Genomic DNA, 22,127 nt, shown 5'->3' on the forward strand with positions numbered 1-22,127 from the left:
CAATCTCATTCTGATTACCCTACCGGTGCTGTACAGAATGAACCAGGCGAAAGCTATGTTTCAGGAGTGCAACAATGAGTACATTAAGCCACGCAGCGAGCAGCGCTGAAAAGCGCACTAATGCCCGCTACTGGATAGTGGTGATGCTGTTTATCGTCACATCCTTTAACTATGGTGACCGCGCCACGCTGTCGATTGCCGGTTCGGAAATGGCAAAAGATATCGGCCTTGATCCGGTGGGCATGGGTTACGTTTTCTCCGCATTCTCATGGGCCTACGTCATCGGGCAAATTCCTGGCGGCTGGCTGCTGGACCGTTTTGGATCTAAACGCGTCTATTTCTGGTCTATCTTTATCTGGTCGATGTTTACCCTGTTGCAGGGTTTCGTCGATATCTTCAGCGGCTTCGGCATTATCGTGGCGCTCTTCACGCTGCGCTTCCTGGTAGGCTTAGCGGAAGCACCTTCCTTCCCGGGGAACAGCCGCATTGTCGCTGCCTGGTTCCCGGCGCAGGAGAGGGGAACGGCGGTGGCGATTTTCAACTCCGCACAGTACTTCGCGACGGTGATCTTCGCGCCAATCATGGGCTGGCTGACGCATGAGGTGGGCTGGTCGCACGTCTTCTTCTTCATGGGCGGGCTTGGGATCGTCATCAGCTTCGTCTGGCTGAAAGTGATCCACGAACCCAACCAGCATCCTGGCGTGAACAAAAAAGAGCTGGAGTACATCGCGGAAGGCGGCGCGCTGATCAATATGGATCAGAAATCCGCAAAAGCAAAAGTTCCGTTCAGCCAGAAATGGGCGCAGATCAAGCAGCTCGTCGGCTCGCGCATGATGATCGGTATCTATCTGGGCCAGTACTGTATTAACGCCTTAACCTACTTCTTCATCACCTGGTTCCCGGTATACCTGGTGCAGGCACGCGGCATGTCGATTCTGAAAGCGGGATTTGTCGCGTCGGTCCCGGCAATTTGCGGCTTCGTCGGCGGCGTGCTCGGCGGAGTGATTTCCGACTGGCTGATGCGCCGTACCGGCTCGCTGAACATCGCGCGTAAAACCCCGATTGTGCTCGGCATGCTGCTCTCCATGACCATGGTGTTCTGTAACTACGTCAACGCCGAATGGATGATTATCGGCTTTATGGCGATGGCCTTCTTCGGCAAAGGCATTGGCGCGCTGGGCTGGGCGGTGATGGCGGATACGGCGCCGAAAGAGATCAGCGGCCTGAGCGGCGGCCTGTTCAACATGTTCGGCAACATATCCGGGATTGTTACGCCCATCGCTATCGGCTACATCGTCGGTACCACCGGCTCTTTCAACGGTGCGCTAATCTACGTAGGTGTGCATGCGCTGGTGGCGGTGCTGAGTTACCTGGTGCTGGTGGGGGATATCAAACGCGTCGAACTTAAACCTGTTGCGGAGCGTGGATAATGACAACGCAATCGAGCCCAACCGTCACGGAGATGAAGGTCATCCCGGTGGCCGGGCAGGACAGCATGCTGCTCAATATCGGCGGGGCGCATAGCGCCTGGTTTACCCGTAATATCGTCGTGCTGAAAGACAGCGCAGGGCATACCGGCGTGGGCGAGGCCCCGGGTGGGGAGGTGATCTACCAGACGCTGGTCGATGCCATTCCGCAGGTGGTGGGCCAGGAGGTCGCCCGTCTGAACAAGGTGGTTCAGCGGGTGCATAAGGGCAATCAGTCTGCAGACTTTGATACGTTCGGTAAAGGTGCCTGGACGTTTGAACTGCGGGTCAACGCGGTCGCCGCGCTGGAGGCCGCCCTGCTCGATTTACTGGGTAAGGCGCTCAATGTTCCGGTTTGCGAGCTGCTGGGGCCCGGCAAACAGCGTGATGCGGTCACCGTGCTGGGCTATCTGTTCTACGTGGGCGATCGCAATAAGACCGATCTCCCGTATCTGGCCCGATCCACGGGCGATCACGACTGGTATCGCCTGCGCCACCAGGAAGCGCTCTCCAGCGACGCGGTGGTGCGGCTGGCCGAGGCTGCGCAGGATCGCTACGGCTTTAAGGATTTCAAGCTGAAGGGCGGCGTGCTGCCCGGCGAGCAGGAGATTGAAACGGCCCGGGCGCTGAAAAAACGCTTTGCTGATGCGCGGATCACCGTCGATCCCAACGGCGCCTGGCTGCTGGAGGAAGCGATTAGCCTGTGCAAGGGGCTGGGGGATGTCCTGACCTATGCGGAAGACCCCTGCGGCGCGGAGCAGGGCTTCTCGGGCCGTGAAGTCATGGCTGAGTTCCGTCGCGCCACCGGGCTGCCTGTCGCGACCAACATGATCGCCACCAACTGGCGTGAAATGGGTCATGCGGTGATGCTGAACGCCGTCGACATTCCGCTGGCGGATCCTCACTTCTGGACGCTTTCAGGCGCAGTGCGCGTGGCGCAGCTGTGCGATGACTGGGGGCTGACCTGGGGCTGTCACTCTAACAACCACTTTGATATTTCGCTGGCGATGTTTACCCACGTTGGCGCGGCGGCGCCGGGTAACCCGACCGCCATCGATACCCACTGGATTTGGCAGGAAGGGGAAGCCCGCCTGACGAAAAATCCGCTGGAAATCATCAACGGCAAGATTGCCGTACCGGATGCGCCGGGGCTGGGCGTGGAGATTGACTGGGATCAGATCCATAAAGCCCATGAAGCGTATAAAAAGCTACCGGGCGGCGCGCGTAACGACGCGGGCCCGATGCAATACCTGATCCCCGGCTGGACATTTGACCGTAAGCGCCCTGTTTTTGGACGTCACTGATAAAAGGATTACACGATGAGTACTTTTACGACCCCTGTCGTCACTTCCATGCAAATCATTCCGGTTGCGGGCCATGACAGCATGCTGATGAACCTGAGCGGCGCGCATGCGCCATTCTTTACCCGCAATATTGTCATTATCAAAGACAATTCCGGGCATACGGGCGTGGGTGAAATTCCGGGCGGGGAGAAGATCCGCCAGACGCTGGAAGATGCCATTCCGCTGGTGGTGGGCAAAACGCTGGGTGAGTATAAAAATGTCCTCAACACCGTGCGTAACACGTTTGCCGATCGCGATGCCGGAGGGCGTGGCCTGCAGACCTTCGACCTGCGCACCACCATTCACGTGGTGACCGGTATTGAATCCGCGATGCTGGATCTACTGGGTCAGCATCTGGGCGTTAACGTTGCGTCGCTGTTGGGCGAGGGGCAGCAGCGCAGCGAAGTGGAAATGCTGGGCTATCTGTTCTTTGTCGGCGACCGCAGGCTGACGCCGTTGCCTTATCAGAGCCAGCCGGATGAACAATGCGATTGGTATCGACTTCGCCACGACGAGGCGATGACCCCGGATGCGGTGGTGCGCCTGGCGGAAGCCGCGTACGAAAAATATGGCTTTAATGATTTCAAACTGAAGGGCGGCGTGCTGGCAGGTGAAGAAGAGGCGGAAGCCGTTACCGCGCTGGCAAAACGCTTCCCGCAGGCCCGCGTGACGCTGGATCCGAACGGCGCGTGGTCGCTTGATGAAGCGATCAAAATTGGTAAACAGCTGAAAGGCGTTCTGGCGTATGCGGAAGATCCGTGTGGGGCTGAGCAAGGCTTCTCAGGACGTGAAGTCATGGCGGAATTTCGCCGCGCAACGGGGCTGCCGACCGCGACCAATATGATTGTCACCGACTGGCGTCAGATGGGACACACCCTGTCATTGCAGTCCGTCGATATTCCGCTGGCGGACCCGCACTTCTGGACGATGCAGGGGTCGGTGCGCGTGGCGCAAATGTGCCACGAGTTTGGCCTGACCTGGGGCTCGCACTCTAACAACCACTTCGACGTGTCGCTGGCGATGTTCACGCACGTTGCCGCCGCCGCGCCGGGCACGATTACCGCTATCGACACGCACTGGATCTGGCAGGAGGGTAATCAGCGTCTGACTAAGCAGCCGTTTGAGATCAAAGGTGGCATGGTGCAGGTGCCTTCCACGCCGGGGTTGGGGGTTGAGCTGGATATGGACCAGGTCATGAAAGCCCATGAGCTGTATCAAAAACACGGTCTGGGCGCGCGCGACGACGCCATGGCGATGCAGTATCTGATCCCCGACTGGACATTCGACAATAAACGCCCGTGCATGGTACGATAAACGCATTGGGACCGCTCCCACAAGCGGTCTTTTACGTGGTGTATGCTTAACGTAACGACTATGCGTAAGGATGGCTTATGAAAATTGTTATCGCACCGGACTCGTATAAGGAAAGTTTGAGTGCGCTTGAGGTTGCGACAGCGATAGAACGTGGTTTTCGCGAGATCTTTCCCGAGGCGGTTTACGTCAAACTGCCGGTCGCGGACGGTGGCGAAGGGACGGTTGAGGCGATGATCGCGGCAACGCAGGGACGCATTGTGCATGTTCCGGTGACCGGCCCGCTGGGTGAGCGCGTGGAAGGATTTTATGGCTTATCCGGTGACGAGCAAAGTGCCTTTATTGAAATGGCGGCGGCAAGCGGCCTGGAGCTGGTCGTTCCTTCGCAGCGTAATCCCCTGAAAACCACCTCGTGGGGCACGGGCGAACTTATTCGTCACGCGCTGGACGCAGGCGTTAAGCATATCATCATCGGCATTGGCGGCAGCGCCACCAATGACGGCGGGGCAGGGATGGTGCAGGCGCTGGGGGCAAAGCTGCTGGACGACAGCGGGCAGCCCCTTGGGCAGGGCGGGGGCGAGCTGGGAAAACTCGCGCGTATCGACCTGAGCGGGCTGGACAGACGTCTGGCGGAGTGCCGGATTGAGGTCGCCTGTGATGTGACGAATCCGCTCACCGGAAAGGATGGCGCATCAGCCGTATTTGGTCCGCAAAAGGGGGCCACACCCGAGATGATCGTCACCCTGGACAACGCGCTGGCGCAGTATGCGAGAGTCATTGCCCGGGATCTGGATATCGACGTGCTAAACCTTGCTGGCGGCGGCGCGGCGGGTGGCATGGGGGCCGCGCTGTACGCCTTTTGCGGCGCGGAGCTGCGCCAGGGCATTGAGATCGTGACCGATGCACTACACCTGGCCGACCAGGTGGCCGATGCGGATCTGGTGATCACGGGAGAAGGCCGCATCGACAGCCAGACGATCCACGGCAAAGTCCCGGTGGGCGTGGCGAAAGTGGCGAAACGCTTTAACAAACCCGTCATCGGCATTGCAGGCAGCCTGACGTCGGACGTTGGCGTGGTACACGATCACGGCATTGATGCGGTGTTTAGCGTGATTTACACCATCTGCTCGCTGGAAGATGCGCTGGAAAATGCCAGCGAGAACGTCAGGATGGCCGCCAGGAATATCGCGGCGGTGCTGAAAGTGGGGCAGGGAATGTAGTTCTCCCTCTCCCTGTGGTAGAGGATCGGGGTGAGGGCATCAGGCCGCACCCGCAATCGTAGGCCCGGTAAGCGTAGCGCCACCGGGCTTTTATCTCAGCTTCCCAGCAACTTCGTCGCTTCGCGCGTTACGTTATCCATCTCATCCAGCAGCTCCAGAAACTCCGGTTCAAGCTCCGATTCCGGCGTGCCGGCACGCAGCTGCTGCTCCAGCAGCTGGCAAAGATTTTTCAGCCGCGGTACGCCGCTATACCCGCAGCTGCCGTGCAGCTTGTGGATCGCTTCCAGCAGCGCTTCCGGGTTTTCACCCACCAGCTGCTCTTCCACCTTATTGCGAATTTCCGGCAGAAACGCGACCAGCATTTGCAGCATTTCGCGGGCTAAATCGGGTTTACCTGCCGCCTGGCGCAGCGCGAGCTGCCAGTCAAAGGTCGCGTTCTGGTTGACGCTGATTTCAACCGGCTCGCTGGAAACCGTGTACGTCCCGCTAATGTGACCCGGCTTATAGCGTAACAGCAGGTTATGAAGTTTCTCTTCATCGATGGGCTTCGCCAGATAGTCATTCATTCCGGCGCTCAGCAGCTTCTCTTTCTGACCGGCCATCGCGTGCGCGGTGACCGCAATGACAGGGGTTTGCTGCTGGTGCGGCAGCTGGTGGATCAGCTCGCAGGCCCGAATGCCATCCATGCCCGGCATCTGAATATCCATCAGGATTAAATCGAACTGCATCTGCTTCGCCTGTTCAACCGCCTGCGCGCCGCTGGTGCACAGCTCAACGTGCTGAACCTGGTCCTCAAGCAACGCGCCAATCAGCTTCAGGTTGGCCTGATTATCATCCACCGCCATCACGCTCATCGGCAATTTTTGCTCGTCGTCAATCAGAGGGAGAGCATGCTGGCTAAGACGGCAATACTCCGTGAGCGCGGGCAGGAGGCGGGTCGAAGTGAGCGGCTTCAGCAGACACGCGGCGGCTCCGTCGTTTTTCAACTCCTCCGCATTTATCTGGGCGTGGCAGGGTAGCGCCAGCAGCAGATAGTCGGTCATTGACGCGGCTTTCGCCAGCCGCTCCTGCTGCATGGTCAGTTCGCCGGTGAAGGTGACCGGGATCCCCATCAGCAGAATATCGTAGTGCTCAACGGCAAGCGCTGAGAAGGTTGGGCTGTAGACCACCTCCAGCGGCGTGGTGCTTAAAATATCGAGCGCACACTGCGCTGCCGCCGCGTTAGGTTCGACGTAGGCCAGGCGCTTGCCTTTCAGGCAGTCCGTCACCGGGCCATCGGTCAAAACGTTCGGGTTGAGGTCCAGATTAATATGGAACCAGAAGGTTGAACCGCGATTCGGCTGGCTGTGGAAAGAGATATCGCCGCCCATCTCGTTCACCAGGCGCTGCGTGATCACCAGCCCCAGGCCGGTACCGCCATGACGGCGGGAGATACTGGCGTCCGCCTGACGGAACGCCTGGAACAGACGCGACTGATCCCGCTCAGGAATACCGATGCCGGTATCGCGGATCTGGACTTCAATCTGCACCTTATTGCTGCTGATAGAGCGTTTTTCTACCAGAATGTCGATGTTACCGCTTTCGGTGAATTTAATCGCATTCCCGACAAGGTTGGTAATGACCTGCTGCAGGCGCAGCGGATCGCCAATGACGTTATCCGGCACGTCGTTTTTAATGTTGAGCGTCAGCTCAAGGCCCTTGTCGTGCGACGAGTGCGCGAGCAGCGTCACCACCTCATCGAGCGTACTGCGCAGCGGGAACGGAATGCTTTCCAGGATCAGCTTGCCCGCTTCCAGCTTGGAGAAGTCCAGCACGTCGTTGATGATCGCCAGCAGGTTGTTGGCCGAGCGTTCAATGGTGTGCAGGTGATCGCGCTGAGTCGGGTTGAGCTCGCTTTTCAGCGTCAGGCGGGTAAAGCCGATCACGCCATTGAGCGGCGTACGCAGCTCGTGCGACATATTGGCCAGGAATTCCGACTTAATACGTGCCGCTTCCTGGGCGCGCTTTTTCGCCAGATCCAGCTCAACGTTCTGGATCTCCATCTGCTCCAGCGTTTCGCGCAGGTCGGACGTCGCCTGGTCAACGTTGTGCTGCATCTCTTCGTGATACGCCGCCAGCGACATGGCCATTGAGTTGATGCCGTTCTTCAGCATGTCCAGCTCGCCCAGCATAAACCCTTCCACCCGGCTGTCGAGCTGTCCCCGGCGGATGCGGTCAACCGTATTAACCATGTTGCGGATGGGGCCCGTCACGTCGCGCATCAGGCGCCAGCCGAAGATCAGCGCAATGCCAATGCAGAACAGCATCATCACGCCCGAGATGAAAATTTCTTTGTACTGCTGTAGCCGGACCGACTTGAGATCCAGCTCCAGCGCCACGTATCCCAGCATATTGTTGCTGGATTTGGCGTCGGATTGCGCTGACTCATCGGGTGAATAGCTTTCCGACACGATCGGCGTGCGCAGGATCATGATATCGCCGCGCCGCAAGACGGTGAGGTGGCGCGGGAACGGCGTACCGTCCGGGATCTTCAGGGCCGCCGGATCGAGATGAAAATTCGAGGTGACAAACAGGCGGTTATGTTCGTCGTAAACGGAAATGGCGCGTACGATGTCCGAGTGACGGCGGTGGAGCACGCTGATTAACTGGCCAATGGATTCGCGGTTTTGCAGGTTCATGCCGTACTCGCTGGAAACGGCAAGCGGTTCGATAATGCTGGCGCCTGCATCCTCAAGCTGTCGCTGCAAATCGTTATAGCGGTGCACAACAAAGAAGATACTCAGCAGCAAACCGATGAGAACGGTGGGGGCGAGGATCAAAATCATCATGCGCGCGCGCAGGCTGTAGTTGGTCATGGCGTTCCGTTATGGGACAATTAAGATAATTATGTTTATGTGAGAAAAATCTCGGCGATGGCGCAATTCTACTCTGCAAAGCGACGCGTGACGACGCGTCAAATCATTACTGTTGAAGCCACGGACCTCGATCCGTTTGGTCAGGGAGTGGCACGTCACAACGGTAAGGCTCTGTTTATAACAGGTTTACTGCCGACAGAACGAGCAGAAATTACGCTGACGGAAGATAAACGCCAGTTCGCGCGCGGACAGGTTAAGCGTCGCCTCAACGATAGCCCGGAGCGCGTGAAGCCCCGCTGCCCACATTTTGGCGTTTGCGGGGGCTGCCAGCAACAGCATGCGAGCACAGAATTACAGCAAAAAAGCAAAAGCCGCGCGCTGGCGCGTCAGCTTAAACATGACGTTAACGAAATTCTCGCCGATGCGCCCTGGGGCTATCGGCGACGCGCGCGCCTGAGCCTCAGCTATCAGCCAAAAACGGCGCGGCTGGAGATGGGGTTTCGCAAGGCCGGTTCCAGTGACATCGTCGATGTGCAGCAGTGCCCCATTTTGGTGCCCCATCTTGAGGCATTGCTTCCGGATGTGCGCACCTGTCTCTCCGGGCTGGACGGCGTTCGCCACCTCGGGCATGTCGAACTGGTCATGGCCAACAATGGACCGCTGATGGTGCTGCGCCATACCGCGCCGCTGTCGAAAAAAGATCGCGAAAAACTGGAACGCTTTTCGCATTCCCACGACCTGGCGCTTTTCCTTGCACCACAAAGCGAGATACTTGAGCAGGTCACCGGTGAGGCGCCCTGGTATGCGTCAAACGGGCTACGCTTAACGTTCAGCCCGCGGGATTTCATTCAGGTGAATGACGGCGTAAACCAGCAGATGGTTGAGAAAGCGCTGACGTGGCTGGATGTTCAGAAAAGCGATCGGGTGCTCGATCTGTTCTGCGGAATGGGCAACTTCACGCTGCCGCTGGCGCGAAAAGCGGCCAGCGTCGTCGGCGTGGAAGGCGTTGAGGCGCTGGTGGCTAAAGGGCAGGAGAACGCGCTGCAGAACGGCTTGCAAAATGTGACATTCTTTCATCAAAATCTTGAAGAAGATGTCACCCAACAGCCGTGGGCAAAACAGGGCTTTGATAAAATTTTGCTCGACCCGGCGCGTGCCGGTGCCCCGGGTGTGATGGCACATATTATTAAACTCGCGCCAAAGCGTGTGGTCTATGTTTCCTGTAACCCGGCAACGCTTGCCCGGGACAGTGAGGCATTAATCAGCGCGGGTTACCAGATTCAGCGTCTGGCAATGCTGGACATGTTCCCGCACACTGGACATCTGGAATCGATGGTGTTGTTCGAGCACATCTAATTTGTTTGGCTTGTCGACTTCGACAGGCCCAGGTCCCTAAAGGAGAGGACAATGGTTGCGGTAAGAAGTGCACATCTCAATAAAGCTGGGGAATTTGACCCACAAAAATGGATCGCAAGTCTGGGAATTTCCAGCCAGCAGTCGTGTGAACGCTTAACCGAAACCTGGGCCTATTGTCTGCGCACCACGCAGGGGCATCCCGACGCCGATCTTCTCCTGTGGCGCGGCGTGGAGATGGTGGAAATCTTATCCATGCTGAACATGGATATTGAAACGCTGCAGGCCGCGCTTCTCTTCCCCCTAGCGGATGCGGACGTGGTCAGCGAAGACGTGCTGCGCGACAGCGTCGGGAAATCCGTCGTCGAGCTGATCCACGGCGTGCGCGATATGGCGGCCATTCGCCAGCTCAAAGCCGCGCACACCGATTCCGTCTCCTCTGAGCAGGTCGATAACGTACGCCGGATGCTGCTGGCCATGGTGGATGATTTCCGCTGCGTGGTCATCAAGCTTGCCGAGCGGATTGCCCACCTGCGTGAGGTGAAGGATGCGCCGGAAGACGAGCGCGTGCTGGCGGCCAAAGAGTGTACAAATATCTACGCGCCGCTGGCGAACCGCTTAGGCATTGGTCAGCTGAAATGGGAGCTGGAAGATTACTGCTTCCGCTATCTGCACCCGGCGGAATATAAACGTATTGCCAAACTCCTTCATGAACGCCGTATCGACCGCGAGCACTATATCGAGGAATTTGTCGGCGGCCTGCGCCAGGCGATGAAAGAAGAGAACGTGCGCGCCGAAGTCTACGGCCGGCCTAAGCATATCTACAGCATCTGGCGCAAAATGCAGAAGAAACACCTCGCGTTTGACGAGCTGTTTGACGTGCGCGCCGTGCGTATCGTGGCGGATCGTCTGCAGGACTGCTACGCCGCGCTGGGGATAGTACACACTCACTTCCGTCATCTGCCCGATGAGTTCGATGACTATGTCGCCAACCCCAAACCGAACGGCTATCAGTCTATCCATACCGTTGTGCTTGGCCCTGGCGGCAAAACGGTCGAGATTCAGATCCGCACCAAACAGATGCACGAAGACGCCGAGCTGGGCGTGGCCGCGCACTGGAAATACAAAGAAGGCACCTCCGGCGGAGCGCGTTCTGGCCACGAAGACCGCATTGCCTGGCTGCGCAAGCTGATTGCGTGGCAGGAAGAGATGGCCGACTCCGGCGAGATGCTCGACGAAGTGCGCAGCCAGGTCTTTGACGATCGCGTCTACGTCTTTACTCCAAAAGGGGACGTTGTCGACCTGCCTGCGGGCTCTACGCCGCTCGATTTTGCCTACCACATCCACAGCGATGTGGGGCACCGCTGCATCGGGGCGAAAATTGGCGGACGTATCGTACCGTTCACCTATCAACTGCAGATGGGGGACCAGATTGAAATCATTACCCAGAAGCAGCCCAACCCGAGCCGTGACTGGCTTAACCCGAACCTGGGCTACGTCACCACCAGCCGCGGGCGCTCGAAAATTCACGCCTGGTTCCGTAAACAGGATCGTGACAAGAACATCCTTGCCGGTCGCCAGATCCTCGACGACGAGCTGGAGCATATCGGGATAAGCCTGAAAGAGGCGGAGAAATTCCTGCTGCCGCGCTACAACTTCAACGAGCTTGACGAGCTGCTAGCGGCCATTGGCGGCGGTGATATTCGTCTGAATCAGATGGTGAACTTCCTGCAGGCGCAGTTCAATAAGCCAAGCGCGGCAGAGCAGGACGCGGCGGCGCTGAAGCAGCTGCAGCAGAAAACCTATGCGCCGCAGCAGCGCAGCAAAGACAACGGCCGCGTGGTGGTTGAAGGCGTAGGTAACCTGATGCACCACATTGCCCGCTGCTGTCAGCCTATTCCGGGCGACGATATCGTCGGCTTTATCACTCAGGGACGCGGGATTTCGATTCACCGCTCCGACTGCGACCAGCTTGCCGAGCTGCAGTCGCATGCGCCGGAGCGCATCGTGGAAGCGGTCTGGGGTGAGAGCTATTCTGCCGGCTACTCGCTGGTGGTGCGCGTCACTGCCAACGACCGCAGCGGCCTGCTGCGCGACATCACGACCATTCTCGCCAACGAGAAGGTCAACGTGCTGGGCGTCGCCAGCCGCAGCGATACCCGCGAGCAGCTTGCCACCATCGATATGACCATCGAAATCTACAACCTGCAGGTGCTGGGCCGCGTGCTTGGCAAACTGAACCAGGTGCCGGATGTGATTGACGCGCGTCGTCTGCACGGCGGTTAAACACACTCTTCTGTAGGCCGGGTAAGGCTTTGCCGCCACCCGGCTTGTTTTTTTAATGGAAAACACTATGACTCAAATCGACCGCCTGCTCGGCATCATGAAACGCCTGCGCGACCCGGAAAACGGCTGCCCGTGGGACAAAGAGCAGACTTTCGCCACCATCGCGCCTTATACCCTCGAAGAGACCTACGAGGTGCTGGACGCCATTTCCCGCGAAGATTTTGACGACCTGCGCGGCGAGCTGGGCGATCTGCTGTTCCAGGTGGTGTTCTATGCGCAAATGGCGCAGGAAGAGGGGCGCTTTAACTTTGACGATATCTGCGCTGCCATCAGCGACAAGCTTGAGCGCCGTCATCCCCATATCTTCGGCGATGCCACCGCAGGGAACAGCGCTGAGGTGCTGGCCCGCTGGGAGCAGATCAAAAGCGCCGAGCGGGCGGAAAAATCCCAGCACTCGGCGCTGGATGATATTCCGCTGAGCCTGCCCGCGCTGATGCGCGCGCATAAAATCCAGAAACGCTGCTCCGCCGTCGGTTTTGACTGGACCTCCCTCGGCCCGGTGCTCGATAAAGTGCACGAAGAGATTGACGAAGTCATGCACGAAGCGCAGCAGGCGGTGGTGGATGAAGCAAAGCTTGAGGAAGAGATGGGCGACCTGCTGTTTGCAACCGTCAACCTTTCTCGCCATCTGGGTGTAAAAGCGGAAACCGCCCTGCAAAAAGCCAACATAAAATTCGAACGACGCTTTCGCGAAGTTGAGCGGATTGTCGCCTCGCGAGGCCTGGAAATGAGCGGAATTGACCTCGAAGCGATGGAAGAAGTCTGGCAAGAAGTAAAGCGCCAGGAATCTGATCTCTAACGAGATTTTGCGATCAAGCGCAATTTGTGTGATTTTTTAAATGACAAGCGCTTGATTTGCGTCAAAAACATTTACCCAAAAGGGGCTATTTTCTCACTCCTTATGTTTGTCATGGCCTGGAATGGAGACGGAGAATGAAAGTTTGTGGCGCTCGCCGTGTTCGGGTATACTACTTTCCCGTCCTGGTTATTCCATCGTTTCACCCTAACTTCTCAGGTTCAGCATGACAACGAACTATATTTTTGTGACCGGCGGGGTCGTATCCTCTCTGGGTAAAGGCATTGCCGCAGCCTCCCTCGCAGCCATTCTTGAAGCCCGTGGCCTCAATGTGACCATGATGAAACTGGATCCGTACATCAACGTCGATCCGGGCACCATGAGCCCAATCCAACACGGGGAAGTGTTCGTTACTGAAGACGGCGCTGAAACCGATCTGGATCTTGGCCACTACGAGCGTTTCATCCGCACCAAAATGACCCGTCGTAACAACTTCACGACTGGCCGCATCTACTCCGACGTTCTGCGTAAAGAGCGCCGTGGTGACTATCTGGGTGCAACCGTTCAGGTTATCCCGCACATCACTAACGCAATCAAAGAACGCATTGTTGCGGGTGGCGAAGGCCACGACGTGGTGCTGGTTGAAATCGGCGGTACCGTGGGTGATATCGAATCCCTGCCATTCCTGGAAGCGATTCGTCAGCTGGCGGTAGATATCGGCCGTGAGCACGCGCTGTTCATGCACCTGACTCTGGTGCCGTACATGGCCGCCGCTGGTGAAGTGAAAACCAAGCCGACTCAGCACTCTGTGAAAGAGCTGCTCTCCATTGGTATTCAGCCAGATATCCTGGTTTGCCGCTCCGATCGTGCGGTTCCGGCGAACGAACGTGCGAAAATTGCATTGTTCTGTAACGTGCCTGAAAAAGCCGTTATTTCAATGAAAGATGTCGATTCCATTTATAAAATCCCGGGCCTGTTGAAATCTCAGGGCCTGGACGATTATATTTGTAAACGATTCAGCTTGAACTGTCCGGAAGCGAACCTGTCTGAATGGGAACAGGTTATTTATGAAGAAGCCAACCCGGCAGGGGAAGTGACTATCGGTATGGTCGGCAAGTACATTGAACTGCCGGATGCCTATAAGTCAGTGATCGAAGCGCTGAAACACGGTGGTCTGAAGAACCGTGTTTCCGTGAACATCAAGCTGATTGATTCGCAGGATGTTGAAACGCGTGGCGTTGAAATCCTGAAAGATCTGGATGCTATCCTCATCCCTGGCGGCTTCGGCTACCGTGGTGTAGAAGGCAAGATCGCCACCGCGCGCTATGCGCGTGAAAACAATATTCCATACCTCGGCATCTGTCTGGGTATGCAGGTTGCGCTGATCGAATTTGCGCGCAACGTAGCGGGAATGGAAAACGCGAACTCTACGGAATTTGTGCCAGACTGTAAGTACCCTGTTGTGGCGCTTATCACTGAATGGCGTGACGAAGAAGGTAACGTCGAAGTCCGTACCGAGAAGAGCGATCTGGGTGGCACCATGCGTCTTGGCGCACAGGCCTGCCAGCTGTCTGACGATAGCGTGGTTCGCAAGCTGTACGGCGAGCCGGTCATCACCGAGCGCCATCGTCACCGCTATGAAGTCAACAACATGTTGTTGAAACCTATTGAAGCCGCGGGCCTGCGTGTTGCGGGCCGCTCCGGGGATGATCAGTTAGTCGAGATCATTGAAGTGCCAAACCATCCGTGGTTTGTCGCCTGCCAGTTCCACCCGGAATTTACTTCAACGCCACGTGACGGGCATCCGCTGTTTGCAGGCTTCGTGAAGGCCGCCAGCGACTACCAGAAGCGTCAGGCGAAGTAAAAAAAGTTAGAACGGCAACGCGTACCTTTGGTACGCGTTGTTTGTCTGGAGTTTTAGTTTAACTTGTACTGAGGAAAATCTAATGTCCAAAATCGTTAAAGTCATCGGTCGTGAAATCATCGACTCCCGTGGTAACCCGACCGTTGAAGCCGAAGTTCACCTGGAAGGTGGTTTCGTTGGTATGGCTGCTGCTCCATCAGGTGCTTCTACTGGTTCTCGCGAAGCGCTGGAACTGCGCGATGGCGACAAATCCCGCTTCCTGGGCAAAGGCGTACTGAAAGCGGTTGGCGCTGTAAACGGTCCGATTGCTCAGGCAATCCTTGGCAAAGACGCCAAAGACCAGGCTGGCATCGACAAGATCATGATCGATCTGGACGGTACTGAAAACAAATCTAACTTCGGTGCGAACGCAATCCTGGCTGTTTCCCTGGCGAACGCCAAAGCGGCAGCTGCTGCGAAAGGTATGCCACTGTTCGAGCACATCGCTGAACTGAACGGCACCCCAGGCAAATACTCCATGCCTGTACCAATGATGAACATCATCAACGGTGGTGAGCACGCAGACAACAACGTTGATATTCAGGAATTCATGATTCAGCCAGTTGGCGCGAAATCCCTGAAAGAAGCGGTACGTATGGGTTCTGAAGTGTTCCACAACCTGGCTAAAGTTCTGAAAGCTAAAGGTATGAACACTGCTGTTGGTGACGAAGGTGGCTATGCGCCAAACCTGGGTTCTAACGCAGAAGCGCTGGCTGTTATCGCAGAAGCAGTAAAAGCTGCTGGCTACGAGCTGGGCAAAGACATCACCCTGGCGATGGACTGTGCAGCATCTGAATTCTACAAAGACGGTAAATACGTTCTGGCTGGCGAAGGCAACAAAGCGTTCACCTCCGAAGAGTTCACTCACTTCCTGGAAGACCTGACCAAACAGTACCCAATCGTGTCTATCGAAGACGGTCTGGACGAGTCTGACTGGGCTGGCTTCGCATACCAGACTAAAGTACTGGGCGACAAAATCCAACTGGTTGGTGACGACCTGTTCGTAACCAACACCAAGATCCTGAAAGAAGGCATCGAGAAAGGCATCGTTAACTCCATCCTGATCAAATTCAACCAGATCGGTTCTCTGACCGAAACTCTGGCTGCGATCAAAATGGCGAAAGACGCTGGCTACACCGCTGTTATCTCTCACCGTTCTGGCGAAACTGAAGACGCTACCATTGCCGACCTGGCTGTGGGTACCGCTGCAGGCCAGATCAAAACCGGTTCTATGAGCCGTTCTGACCGTGTTGCTAAATACAACCAGCTGATTCGTATCGAAGAAGCTCTGGGCGAAAAAGCACCATACAACGGTCTGAAAGAGATCAAAGGCCAGGCATAATTGCTTAAGCCTTAAAATGAAAATGCCAGTCGAATGACTGGCATTTTTTTGGCTATTTAAAATCGACCGCCATTTGCTCCGGAATGGTCAGCCCCTGAGTGGTTTGCACGCAGCGGGCGATGTAATCCGTAAACCGGGGTGGCTTCGGCATCCCCATACTCAGCAGCTTATCGTTGCTGAAGCGCACGTTAAGCGTGGCAAACGCACCGTATAAACGCATGGCTTTCAGCATCAGACGTTCGTTGCACGGCCCAAAAATATGTTTCAGCTCGCGGCGCATTCTGACCAGCGTTTCGTAGCTGACCTGCGCATATTTATCCCCGACGGGGGCTTTCTCCAGCGCCTGCGCCATTGCCTGATCGATATCCGCAAAGCGAACGCTGTTCTCTTCTCCCGCAGAAATGTGTACCACTTCTCCCGGACGAGCGTTGCTGTTGAGCAGCATTAACATCGCGTCGGCGCAATAATCCACCGGAACAACGTCGATCCTGTCTTCCATTGAGCACATAAATTTCTGCAGCATCAGGCCCATGCTAAAGACCCAGAAAATGCTGCTCGACGGCGTGCAGCCGTGACGGGTATGGCCGACAACGATGGACGGACGGGCGATGAGCAGCGGCAGGTTCGGACACTCCTGGCGCATAAGCTGTTCGATAGTTGACTTCGAAAACGTGTATTCCACCAGGTGTTCTGCATTCTCTCTGAATTCAGCGCTTTCGGCGACCAGTGAATCCTGCTCCGGCGTGCATGACATTGCTGTGCCGACGTGGAGGAAACGCTGCAGTCCTGTAACCTGCTCCATACGGCGCGCCAGCGCGAGCGTACCTTCAACGTTGACTTTCCAGATCAGCGGGTTATTACCAAATGAGGCGACGGCCGCACAGTTAACCACGTGCGTGACCCGATCCAGACGGGGATCGTTGAGAAAGGCTTCAGGCTGGCTGAGGTCGCCAATCAGGATATTATCCACCTTCAGGGAGGCCAGCTTGTCCTCGGGAACGTTGAACTTGCGCATGTTCTCCAGCACGCGCTCCAGCCCGCTCTGCGGATCGCTGGAGCGCGCAAGCAAAAGGAGTTTTGCGGGTTGATCGCTGGTCAGGATTTTTTCAAGAACTGCACCACCCAGAAATCCGGTCACGCCTGTAATCAATAACATCTTCATTAATACCGTCTCATTATGATTGATGAGGCGGATTGTAGGCGTGCAAAAGTAAACGGCATTTAAATAATAAAACGCCGAAATCAATGGCGTCTTAAGCTTATTTTAAGGAAAGGAAATCAGGTGGATATATTGGACAGTATCGCAAGGGTAAAAATTCACTCTATTAAAATTTAAATTTTAACTCATTGAATTTAATTGTTTTTATGAATTCTGTGCCGAATAGCAAACCTAATTCAAAATGTAATAAATATAATAATTTGTTACACCAAATATTTATCGAATAAATGCTTTAAATACCCCTTAACTCAAATCAGACAACATACGTCGCAGGCCGATTTATTTAGCCTGCGAATGATTTTCAGAGCAAAAGGGGAAGCGTGGCGCTAGCTGTTTGCTGGCTAACGTCGCCGTAATGACCATCCAGCGCAATCATGGACGTGGTCAGCAGCTCGACCAGCAGCATCACTCCAACCTTAGCATTGAGCGCGCCTGCACTTAGAGGGCCTTCTGGTTTGGCGGCAACCAGCTGCATGTCGCTCAGAGACGCCAGCGGGCTGCGGGGCGTATTGCTGAGCGCCAGAACCTTAACGCCGCGCTTGCGGGCAAGCTTCACCACGTGGAGTAAATCCCGCGTTGAACCCGAAATGGAGATGGCCACAACCAGCGTATCTTTCGAAAGCGTTGTCGCATTCATGGCCGCGCGGTGCATATCGCTAAACAACTGTGCGGGTTTGCCCAGCCGCAGCAGCTTGTAATGCAGATACTCCCCGAGGATCGCGCTGGCCGCGACGCCATAAATCTGCACGGATTGCGCCTGATGCAGCGCCAGCGCCGCTTTTTCAAGCAACGTGCGGTCGAGGAGTCTGGCGGTATCCTGCAAAGCCTGCACCGACTCATCCACGACGTTATCAATCTCATCCCCCGCCTGACGCGCGGGCTGGCCCTGCTGAATATCCAGCGCAAGCGCCATTTTAAATTCGTTATAGCCCTTGCAGCCCAGCGTCCGGCAAAGGCGCGTGACGCTGGCTTCGCTGGTGTGGCTCTCGCGCGCCAGTTCAGTGATCGTCAGGTAGAGCACCCGGGCAGGATCGCTGAGGACAAACTCACCGAGTTTTTGTTGCGTTGGGCTGTACCCGGAAGCCTCCTGGCGGAGCTTCAGCAGCAGATTTTCATGGTCCGACATGCCACGTCCTTAATGTGTTTCGCTGCGACTAGTGTGGCGGAAAGGAGGGGAAAGATGCCAGTCATTTTGAAAAAGTATGATCGGCTTCCTGGTTTTTGATGATAATTTTCACTGAGTGATATTTATATGGTAAAAATTTTCATCGTTTAAAGGGGAGATGAAAAAATGATGCAAATGTTCAGTGGTGCTTCTTCGGGGGGATGGTTTGAAAAAGCGCAGCGCTTTGGTAAATCCTTTATGTTGCCTATCGCCGTGCTGCCCGCGGCGGGCCTGCTGCTGGGGATAGGCGGCGCGTTATCGAATCCCAATACGCTGGCGGCTTATCCGTTTTTAGATGTGGGCTGGCTGCAGGCCATTTTCACTATCATGAGCAGCGCCGGTTCAATCGTGTTTGCGAACCTCTCGGTGCTGTTTGCGGTTGGGGTAGCCGTCGGGCTGGCAAAAAGCGATAAGGGCACGGCTGGGCTGGCGGCGCTACTCGCGTTTCTGGTGATGAATGCCACCATCAACGCGCTGCTGATCCTCACCGGCAAACTGGCGCACGAGAACCCGGGCGCTGTGGGGCAGGGCATGACGCTGGGGATCCAGACGCTGGAAACCGGCGTGTTTGGCGGCGTGGTGATTGGTCTGGTGACCTGCACGCTCCATCATCGGTTTAATAAAATTGCGCTTCCGCAGTTCCTCGGGTTTTTTGGCGGCTCGCGCTTTGTTCCCATCATCAGCTCGCTGGCGGCGATACTCGTCGGCGCGCTCATGACGGTGGTCTGGCCGCATTTCCAGAAGCTGATTTTTGGTCTCGGCGGGCTGGTGGATGCCACCGGCTATCTGGGAACCCTGCTGTACGGCTTCATTTTACGCATGCTGGGCCCGTTTGGTTTGCACCACATCTTCTATCTGCCGTTCTGGACCACCGCGCTCGGCGGCAGTGAGATTGTTAACGGTCACCTCGTTGAGGGCACACAGCGGATCTTCTTCGCCCAGCTGGCCGACCCGAACACGCAGCATTTCTATGAGGGCACGTCGCGCTTCATGTCCGGGCGCTTTATTACGATGATGTTTGGCCTGCTCGGCGCGTGTCTGGCGATGTACCACACGGCAAAACCGGAGAGCAAAAAGCGCGTTGCCGGGCTGCTGCTCTCTGCGGCGTTAACCTCGTTCCTGACCGGGATTACCGAGCCTATCGAGTTCTCCTTCCTGTTTATTGCGCCGGTGCTTTACGTCATTCATGCGCTGTTTGACGGGCTGGCGTTCATGCTCGCACACATGCTGCATATCACCATCGGGCAAACCTTCTCCGGCGGTTTTATCGACTTCGTGCTGTTCGGCATTTTGCAGGGGGAAGCCAAAACCAACTGGATGTTCGTTCCGCTGGTCGGCGTGCCGTGGTTCTTCCTCTACTACTTCACTTTCCGTTACCTGATTAACCGCTTCGATTTTGCCACGCCGGGCCGTGAAAAGGAGGCGATGGCCAATGAGGTGACCTTCTCACAGAGCGAGCGCGCCGTTGCGGTGATCGCGGGATTAGGCGGAAAAGAGAATCTGGAAGAGGTGGACTGCTGCGCCACGCGGCTTCGCGTCACGGTGAAGGACGGCAGCAAAGTGAATGACGCGGCGCTGAAAGCCACCGGCGCGCGCGGCGTTATCGTGCGCGGTAACGGGGTTCAGGTCATTTATGGCCCGCACGTCACGATTATCAAAAACGAAGTGGAAGAGATCTTATCGTAATGAAAACTGTACTGGATAACCTGAAGGGAAAACTGGTCGTCTCCTGTCAGGCGCTGGAAAATGAACCGCTGCATAGCCCGTTTATTATGTCGCGCATGGCGCTGGCGGCGGCGCAGGGCGGAGCCGCCGCCATTCGTGCCAACAGCGTGGTGGATATCGAGGCCATTAAGCAGCAGGTCTCTTTGCCTGTTATCGGCATCATCAAACGGGATTACCCGGAAAGTGAGGTGTTTATCACCGCCACGATGAAAGAGGTGGATGAGCTCATGGCCGTCTCTCCGGAAATCATTGCGCTTGATGCAACGGCGCGGGAGCGTCCCGGTGGAGAATCCCTGGAAACGCTGGTCGCGCGCATCCGCTCGCGCTATCCCGCGGTACTGCTGATGGCGGATATTTCCACCGTGGGCGAAGCCGTGACGGCGCAGGCGCTTGGCTTTGACTGTGTCGGCACCACGCTTTACGGCTATACGGCGGAAACGGCGGGCCATTCGCTTCCGGAAAATGACTGCGCGTTCCTGAAGGGCGTGCTGGCTGCCGTGACGGTTCCCGTGGTTGCCGAAGGCAACGTGGATACGCCTGAACGCGCGGCCAGATGCCTGGCGCTGGGCGCGCATACGGTCGTCGTCGGCGGCGCCATCACCCGTCCACAGCAAATTACCGAGCGTTTTATGGCGGCGATTGGCGCGCAAAGCACCGATGGAGCATGACCATCAGGCGGGGATCTGCGATACTTATCGTTTATCCCCTTTACTGAGATGACTATGCAGTACCCGATTAACGAGATGTTCCAGACCCTGCAAGGCGAGGGTTACTTTACCGGCGTTCCCGCTATTTTCATTCGTTTACAGGGATGCCCGGTTGGCTGTGCCTGGTGTGATACCAAACATACGTGGGATAAGCTCGCAGATCGGGAAGTGTCGCTGTTTAGCATTCTGGCGAAAACCAAAGAGAGCGATAAGTGGGGCGCGGGCAGTTCAGAAGATCTGCTGGCCATTATTGGTCGTCAGGGCTGGACGGCGCGCCACGTCGTGATCACCGGCGGTGAACCCTGCATCCACGATCTGACGCCGCTGACCGAGCTGCTCGAAAAGAACGGCTACAGCTGCCAGATTGAAACCAGCGGCACCCATGAAGTGCGCTGTTCACACACCACCTGGGTGACGGTATCGCCAAAAGTGAATATGCGCGGCGGGTATGACGTGCTGTCTCAGGCGCTGGAACGCGCGGATGAGATTAAGCACCCGGTTGGGCGCGTGCGTGATATCGAAGCGCTGGATGAACTGCTGGCAACGCTGACGGATGAAAAGCAGCGCGTCATTGCGCTACAGCCGATCAGCCAGAAAGACGACGCGACGCGCCTGTGCATTGAAACCTGTATTGCGCGCAACTGGCGCCTGTCGATGCAGACGCACAAATACCTGAATATTGCCTAAAAAAAGCCCGGTTTAGCCGGGCTTTTTTTACTCCCCGCGATAGATACAGCCGGCGGTACAGGTCTCTTTAATCATCACCGCGCTCAGCAGCGGTACCAGCGGCTTCATCTGATCCCAAATCCATTTCGCCAGCACTTCGCTGGTCGGGTTTTCAAGGCCCGGGATATCATTCAGGTAGTAATGATCCAGACGATCGTAGGTCGGCTTAAACGCCGCCTTCAGTTCGGCAAAATCCATGATCCAACCGGTATGCGGATCAACTTCACCGGTGATCTCAAGACGCACCATGAACGAATGCCCGTGCAGACGGCCGCATTTATGCCCTTCAGGGACATGCGGAAGGTGGTGGGCGGCTTCGAAGGTGAAATCTTTAAACAGTGTGGTGGACATGATCGCTCTCAGTAATGCGGAAAAAACCGCCGCATAGTACCGGAAAGCACAATTTTTAGCATTAACTAAAACGGCTCTGAAGCCTGGCGTCTCGTTAACAGGCGTTTTTTGATGCTTTTATCGATAATTTTCAGAGGGTTAATTAATCGGTTTTATCGCTAAGTATGACAACTAAAACAGGTTAGTCCATTTGGTTATTTATTATTTCCATCCCTTCTTTAATTGTTATTATCCTCGCCGTTAACCTTATCTTCAGTTTGGATTTATTCGCTTAAAGTCCGCTTGGCTACTGGAACATA

General features: G+C 56.2%; 16 protein-coding genes. 12 read left to right on the forward strand and 4 right to left on the reverse strand.

Annotated features, from left to right (window positions below):
* The first annotated feature begins 74 nt into the window (after window positions 1-74).
* The 4 genes from gudP to AC27FC_RS19070 all read left to right on the forward strand — a co-directional run bounded on the left by gudP (window position 75) and on the right by AC27FC_RS19070 (window position 5,340).
* Window positions 75-1,430, forward strand: coding sequence for a galactarate/glucarate/glycerate transporter GudP (gene gudP / locus AC27FC_RS19055; protein ID WP_023309021.1), 1,356 nt, complete (start codon window positions 75-77; stop codon window positions 1,428-1,430).
* Window positions 1,430-2,770 (forward strand): enolase C-terminal domain-like protein, encoded by a 1,341-nt coding sequence (locus AC27FC_RS19060; protein ID WP_196354995.1) that lies wholly within the window; start codon window positions 1,430-1,432, stop codon window positions 2,768-2,770. The genes gudP and AC27FC_RS19060 overlap by 1 nt, the downstream gene beginning before the upstream one ends.
* Before the next feature lie 15 nt (window positions 2,771-2,785).
* Window positions 2,786-4,123: a glucarate dehydratase gene (gene gudD, locus AC27FC_RS19065; protein ID WP_196354996.1), complete on the forward strand. Its 1,338-nt coding sequence runs from the start codon at window positions 2,786-2,788 to the stop codon at window positions 4,121-4,123.
* A 77-nt stretch (window positions 4,124-4,200) separates the two neighbouring features.
* Window positions 4,201-5,340 (forward strand): glycerate kinase, encoded by a 1,140-nt coding sequence (locus AC27FC_RS19070; protein ID WP_073001473.1) that lies wholly within the window; start codon window positions 4,201-4,203, stop codon window positions 5,338-5,340.
* Between the two features lie 95 nt (window positions 5,341-5,435).
* On the opposite strand, the gene barA is transcribed toward AC27FC_RS19070, so the two are convergent.
* Window positions 5,436-8,195 (reverse strand): two-component sensor histidine kinase BarA, encoded by a 2,760-nt coding sequence (gene barA / locus AC27FC_RS19075; RefSeq protein ID WP_196354997.1) that lies wholly within the window; start codon window positions 8,193-8,195, stop codon window positions 5,436-5,438.
* A gap of 57 nt (window positions 8,196-8,252) precedes the next feature.
* On the opposite strand from barA, the gene rlmD reads away from it, so the two are divergent.
* The 5 genes from rlmD (at window position 8,253) to eno (ending at window position 15,935) form a co-directional block, all read left to right on the forward strand.
* Window positions 8,253-9,551, forward strand: coding sequence for a 23S rRNA (uracil(1939)-C(5))-methyltransferase RlmD (gene rlmD / locus AC27FC_RS19080; RefSeq protein WP_196354998.1), 1,299 nt, complete (start codon window positions 8,253-8,255; stop codon window positions 9,549-9,551).
* Window positions 9,552-9,602: 51 nt separating this feature from the next.
* Window positions 9,603-11,834 (forward strand): GTP diphosphokinase, encoded by a 2,232-nt coding sequence (gene relA / locus AC27FC_RS19085; protein WP_047059994.1) that lies wholly within the window; start codon window positions 9,603-9,605, stop codon window positions 11,832-11,834.
* Between the two features lie 67 nt (window positions 11,835-11,901).
* Window positions 11,902-12,693: a nucleoside triphosphate pyrophosphohydrolase gene (mazG, locus tag AC27FC_RS19090; protein WP_032660259.1), complete on the forward strand. Its 792-nt coding sequence runs from the start codon at window positions 11,902-11,904 to the stop codon at window positions 12,691-12,693.
* 223 nt (window positions 12,694-12,916) lie between these two features.
* A complete protein-coding gene (gene pyrG / locus AC27FC_RS19095) occupies window positions 12,917-14,554 on the forward strand; it encodes a glutamine hydrolyzing CTP synthase (protein ID WP_023309013.1) in 1,638 nt (545 codons plus the stop codon).
* Window positions 14,555-14,636: 82 nt separating this feature from the next.
* Window positions 14,637-15,935 (forward strand): phosphopyruvate hydratase, encoded by a 1,299-nt coding sequence (gene eno, locus AC27FC_RS19100; RefSeq protein ID WP_023309012.1) that lies wholly within the window; start codon window positions 14,637-14,639, stop codon window positions 15,933-15,935.
* A gap of 52 nt (window positions 15,936-15,987) precedes the next feature.
* On the opposite strand, the gene AC27FC_RS19105 is transcribed toward eno, so the two are convergent.
* Window positions 15,988-17,097 carry an SDR family oxidoreductase gene (locus AC27FC_RS19105; protein WP_094934819.1) on the reverse strand — a complete coding sequence of 370 codons (1,110 nt, stop codon included), beginning with the start codon at window positions 17,095-17,097 and terminating at the stop codon, window positions 15,988-15,990.
* A 358-nt stretch (window positions 17,098-17,455) separates the two neighbouring features.
* Window positions 17,456-18,280 (reverse strand): MurR/RpiR family transcriptional regulator, encoded by an 825-nt coding sequence (locus AC27FC_RS19110; protein WP_196354999.1) that lies wholly within the window; start codon window positions 18,278-18,280, stop codon window positions 17,456-17,458.
* A gap of 165 nt (window positions 18,281-18,445) precedes the next feature.
* Here AC27FC_RS19110 and AC27FC_RS19115 point away from each other — a divergent pair, with 165 nt between their 5' ends.
* The 3 genes from AC27FC_RS19115 to queE are packed head-to-tail and all read left to right on the forward strand — an operon-like array spanning window position 18,446 to window position 21,438.
* A complete protein-coding gene (locus tag AC27FC_RS19115) occupies window positions 18,446-20,005 on the forward strand; it encodes a PTS transporter subunit EIIC (protein WP_196355000.1) in 1,560 nt (519 codons plus the stop codon).
* On the forward strand, window positions 20,005-20,712 hold the full coding sequence (locus tag AC27FC_RS19120; RefSeq protein ID WP_196355001.1) for an N-acetylmannosamine-6-phosphate 2-epimerase: 708 nt from the start codon (window positions 20,005-20,007) through the stop codon (window positions 20,710-20,712). The genes AC27FC_RS19115 and AC27FC_RS19120 overlap by 1 nt, the downstream gene beginning before the upstream one ends.
* A 54-nt stretch (window positions 20,713-20,766) precedes the next feature.
* Window positions 20,767-21,438 carry a 7-carboxy-7-deazaguanine synthase QueE gene (gene queE / locus AC27FC_RS19125; protein WP_023333236.1) on the forward strand — a complete coding sequence of 224 codons (672 nt, stop codon included), beginning with the start codon at window positions 20,767-20,769 and terminating at the stop codon, window positions 21,436-21,438.
* A gap of 27 nt (window positions 21,439-21,465) precedes the next feature.
* Here the strand turns inward: queE and queD are convergent, their stop codons facing one another.
* The gene (queD, locus tag AC27FC_RS19130) at window positions 21,466-21,828 is read right to left on the reverse strand and encodes a 6-carboxytetrahydropterin synthase QueD (protein ID WP_023309002.1); all 363 of its coding nucleotides are present in this window, start codon (window positions 21,826-21,828) and stop codon (window positions 21,466-21,468) included.
* Window positions 21,829-22,127 lie beyond the last annotated feature (299 nt).

The organism is Enterobacter sp. C3_dUdeg (assembly GCF_057536195.1).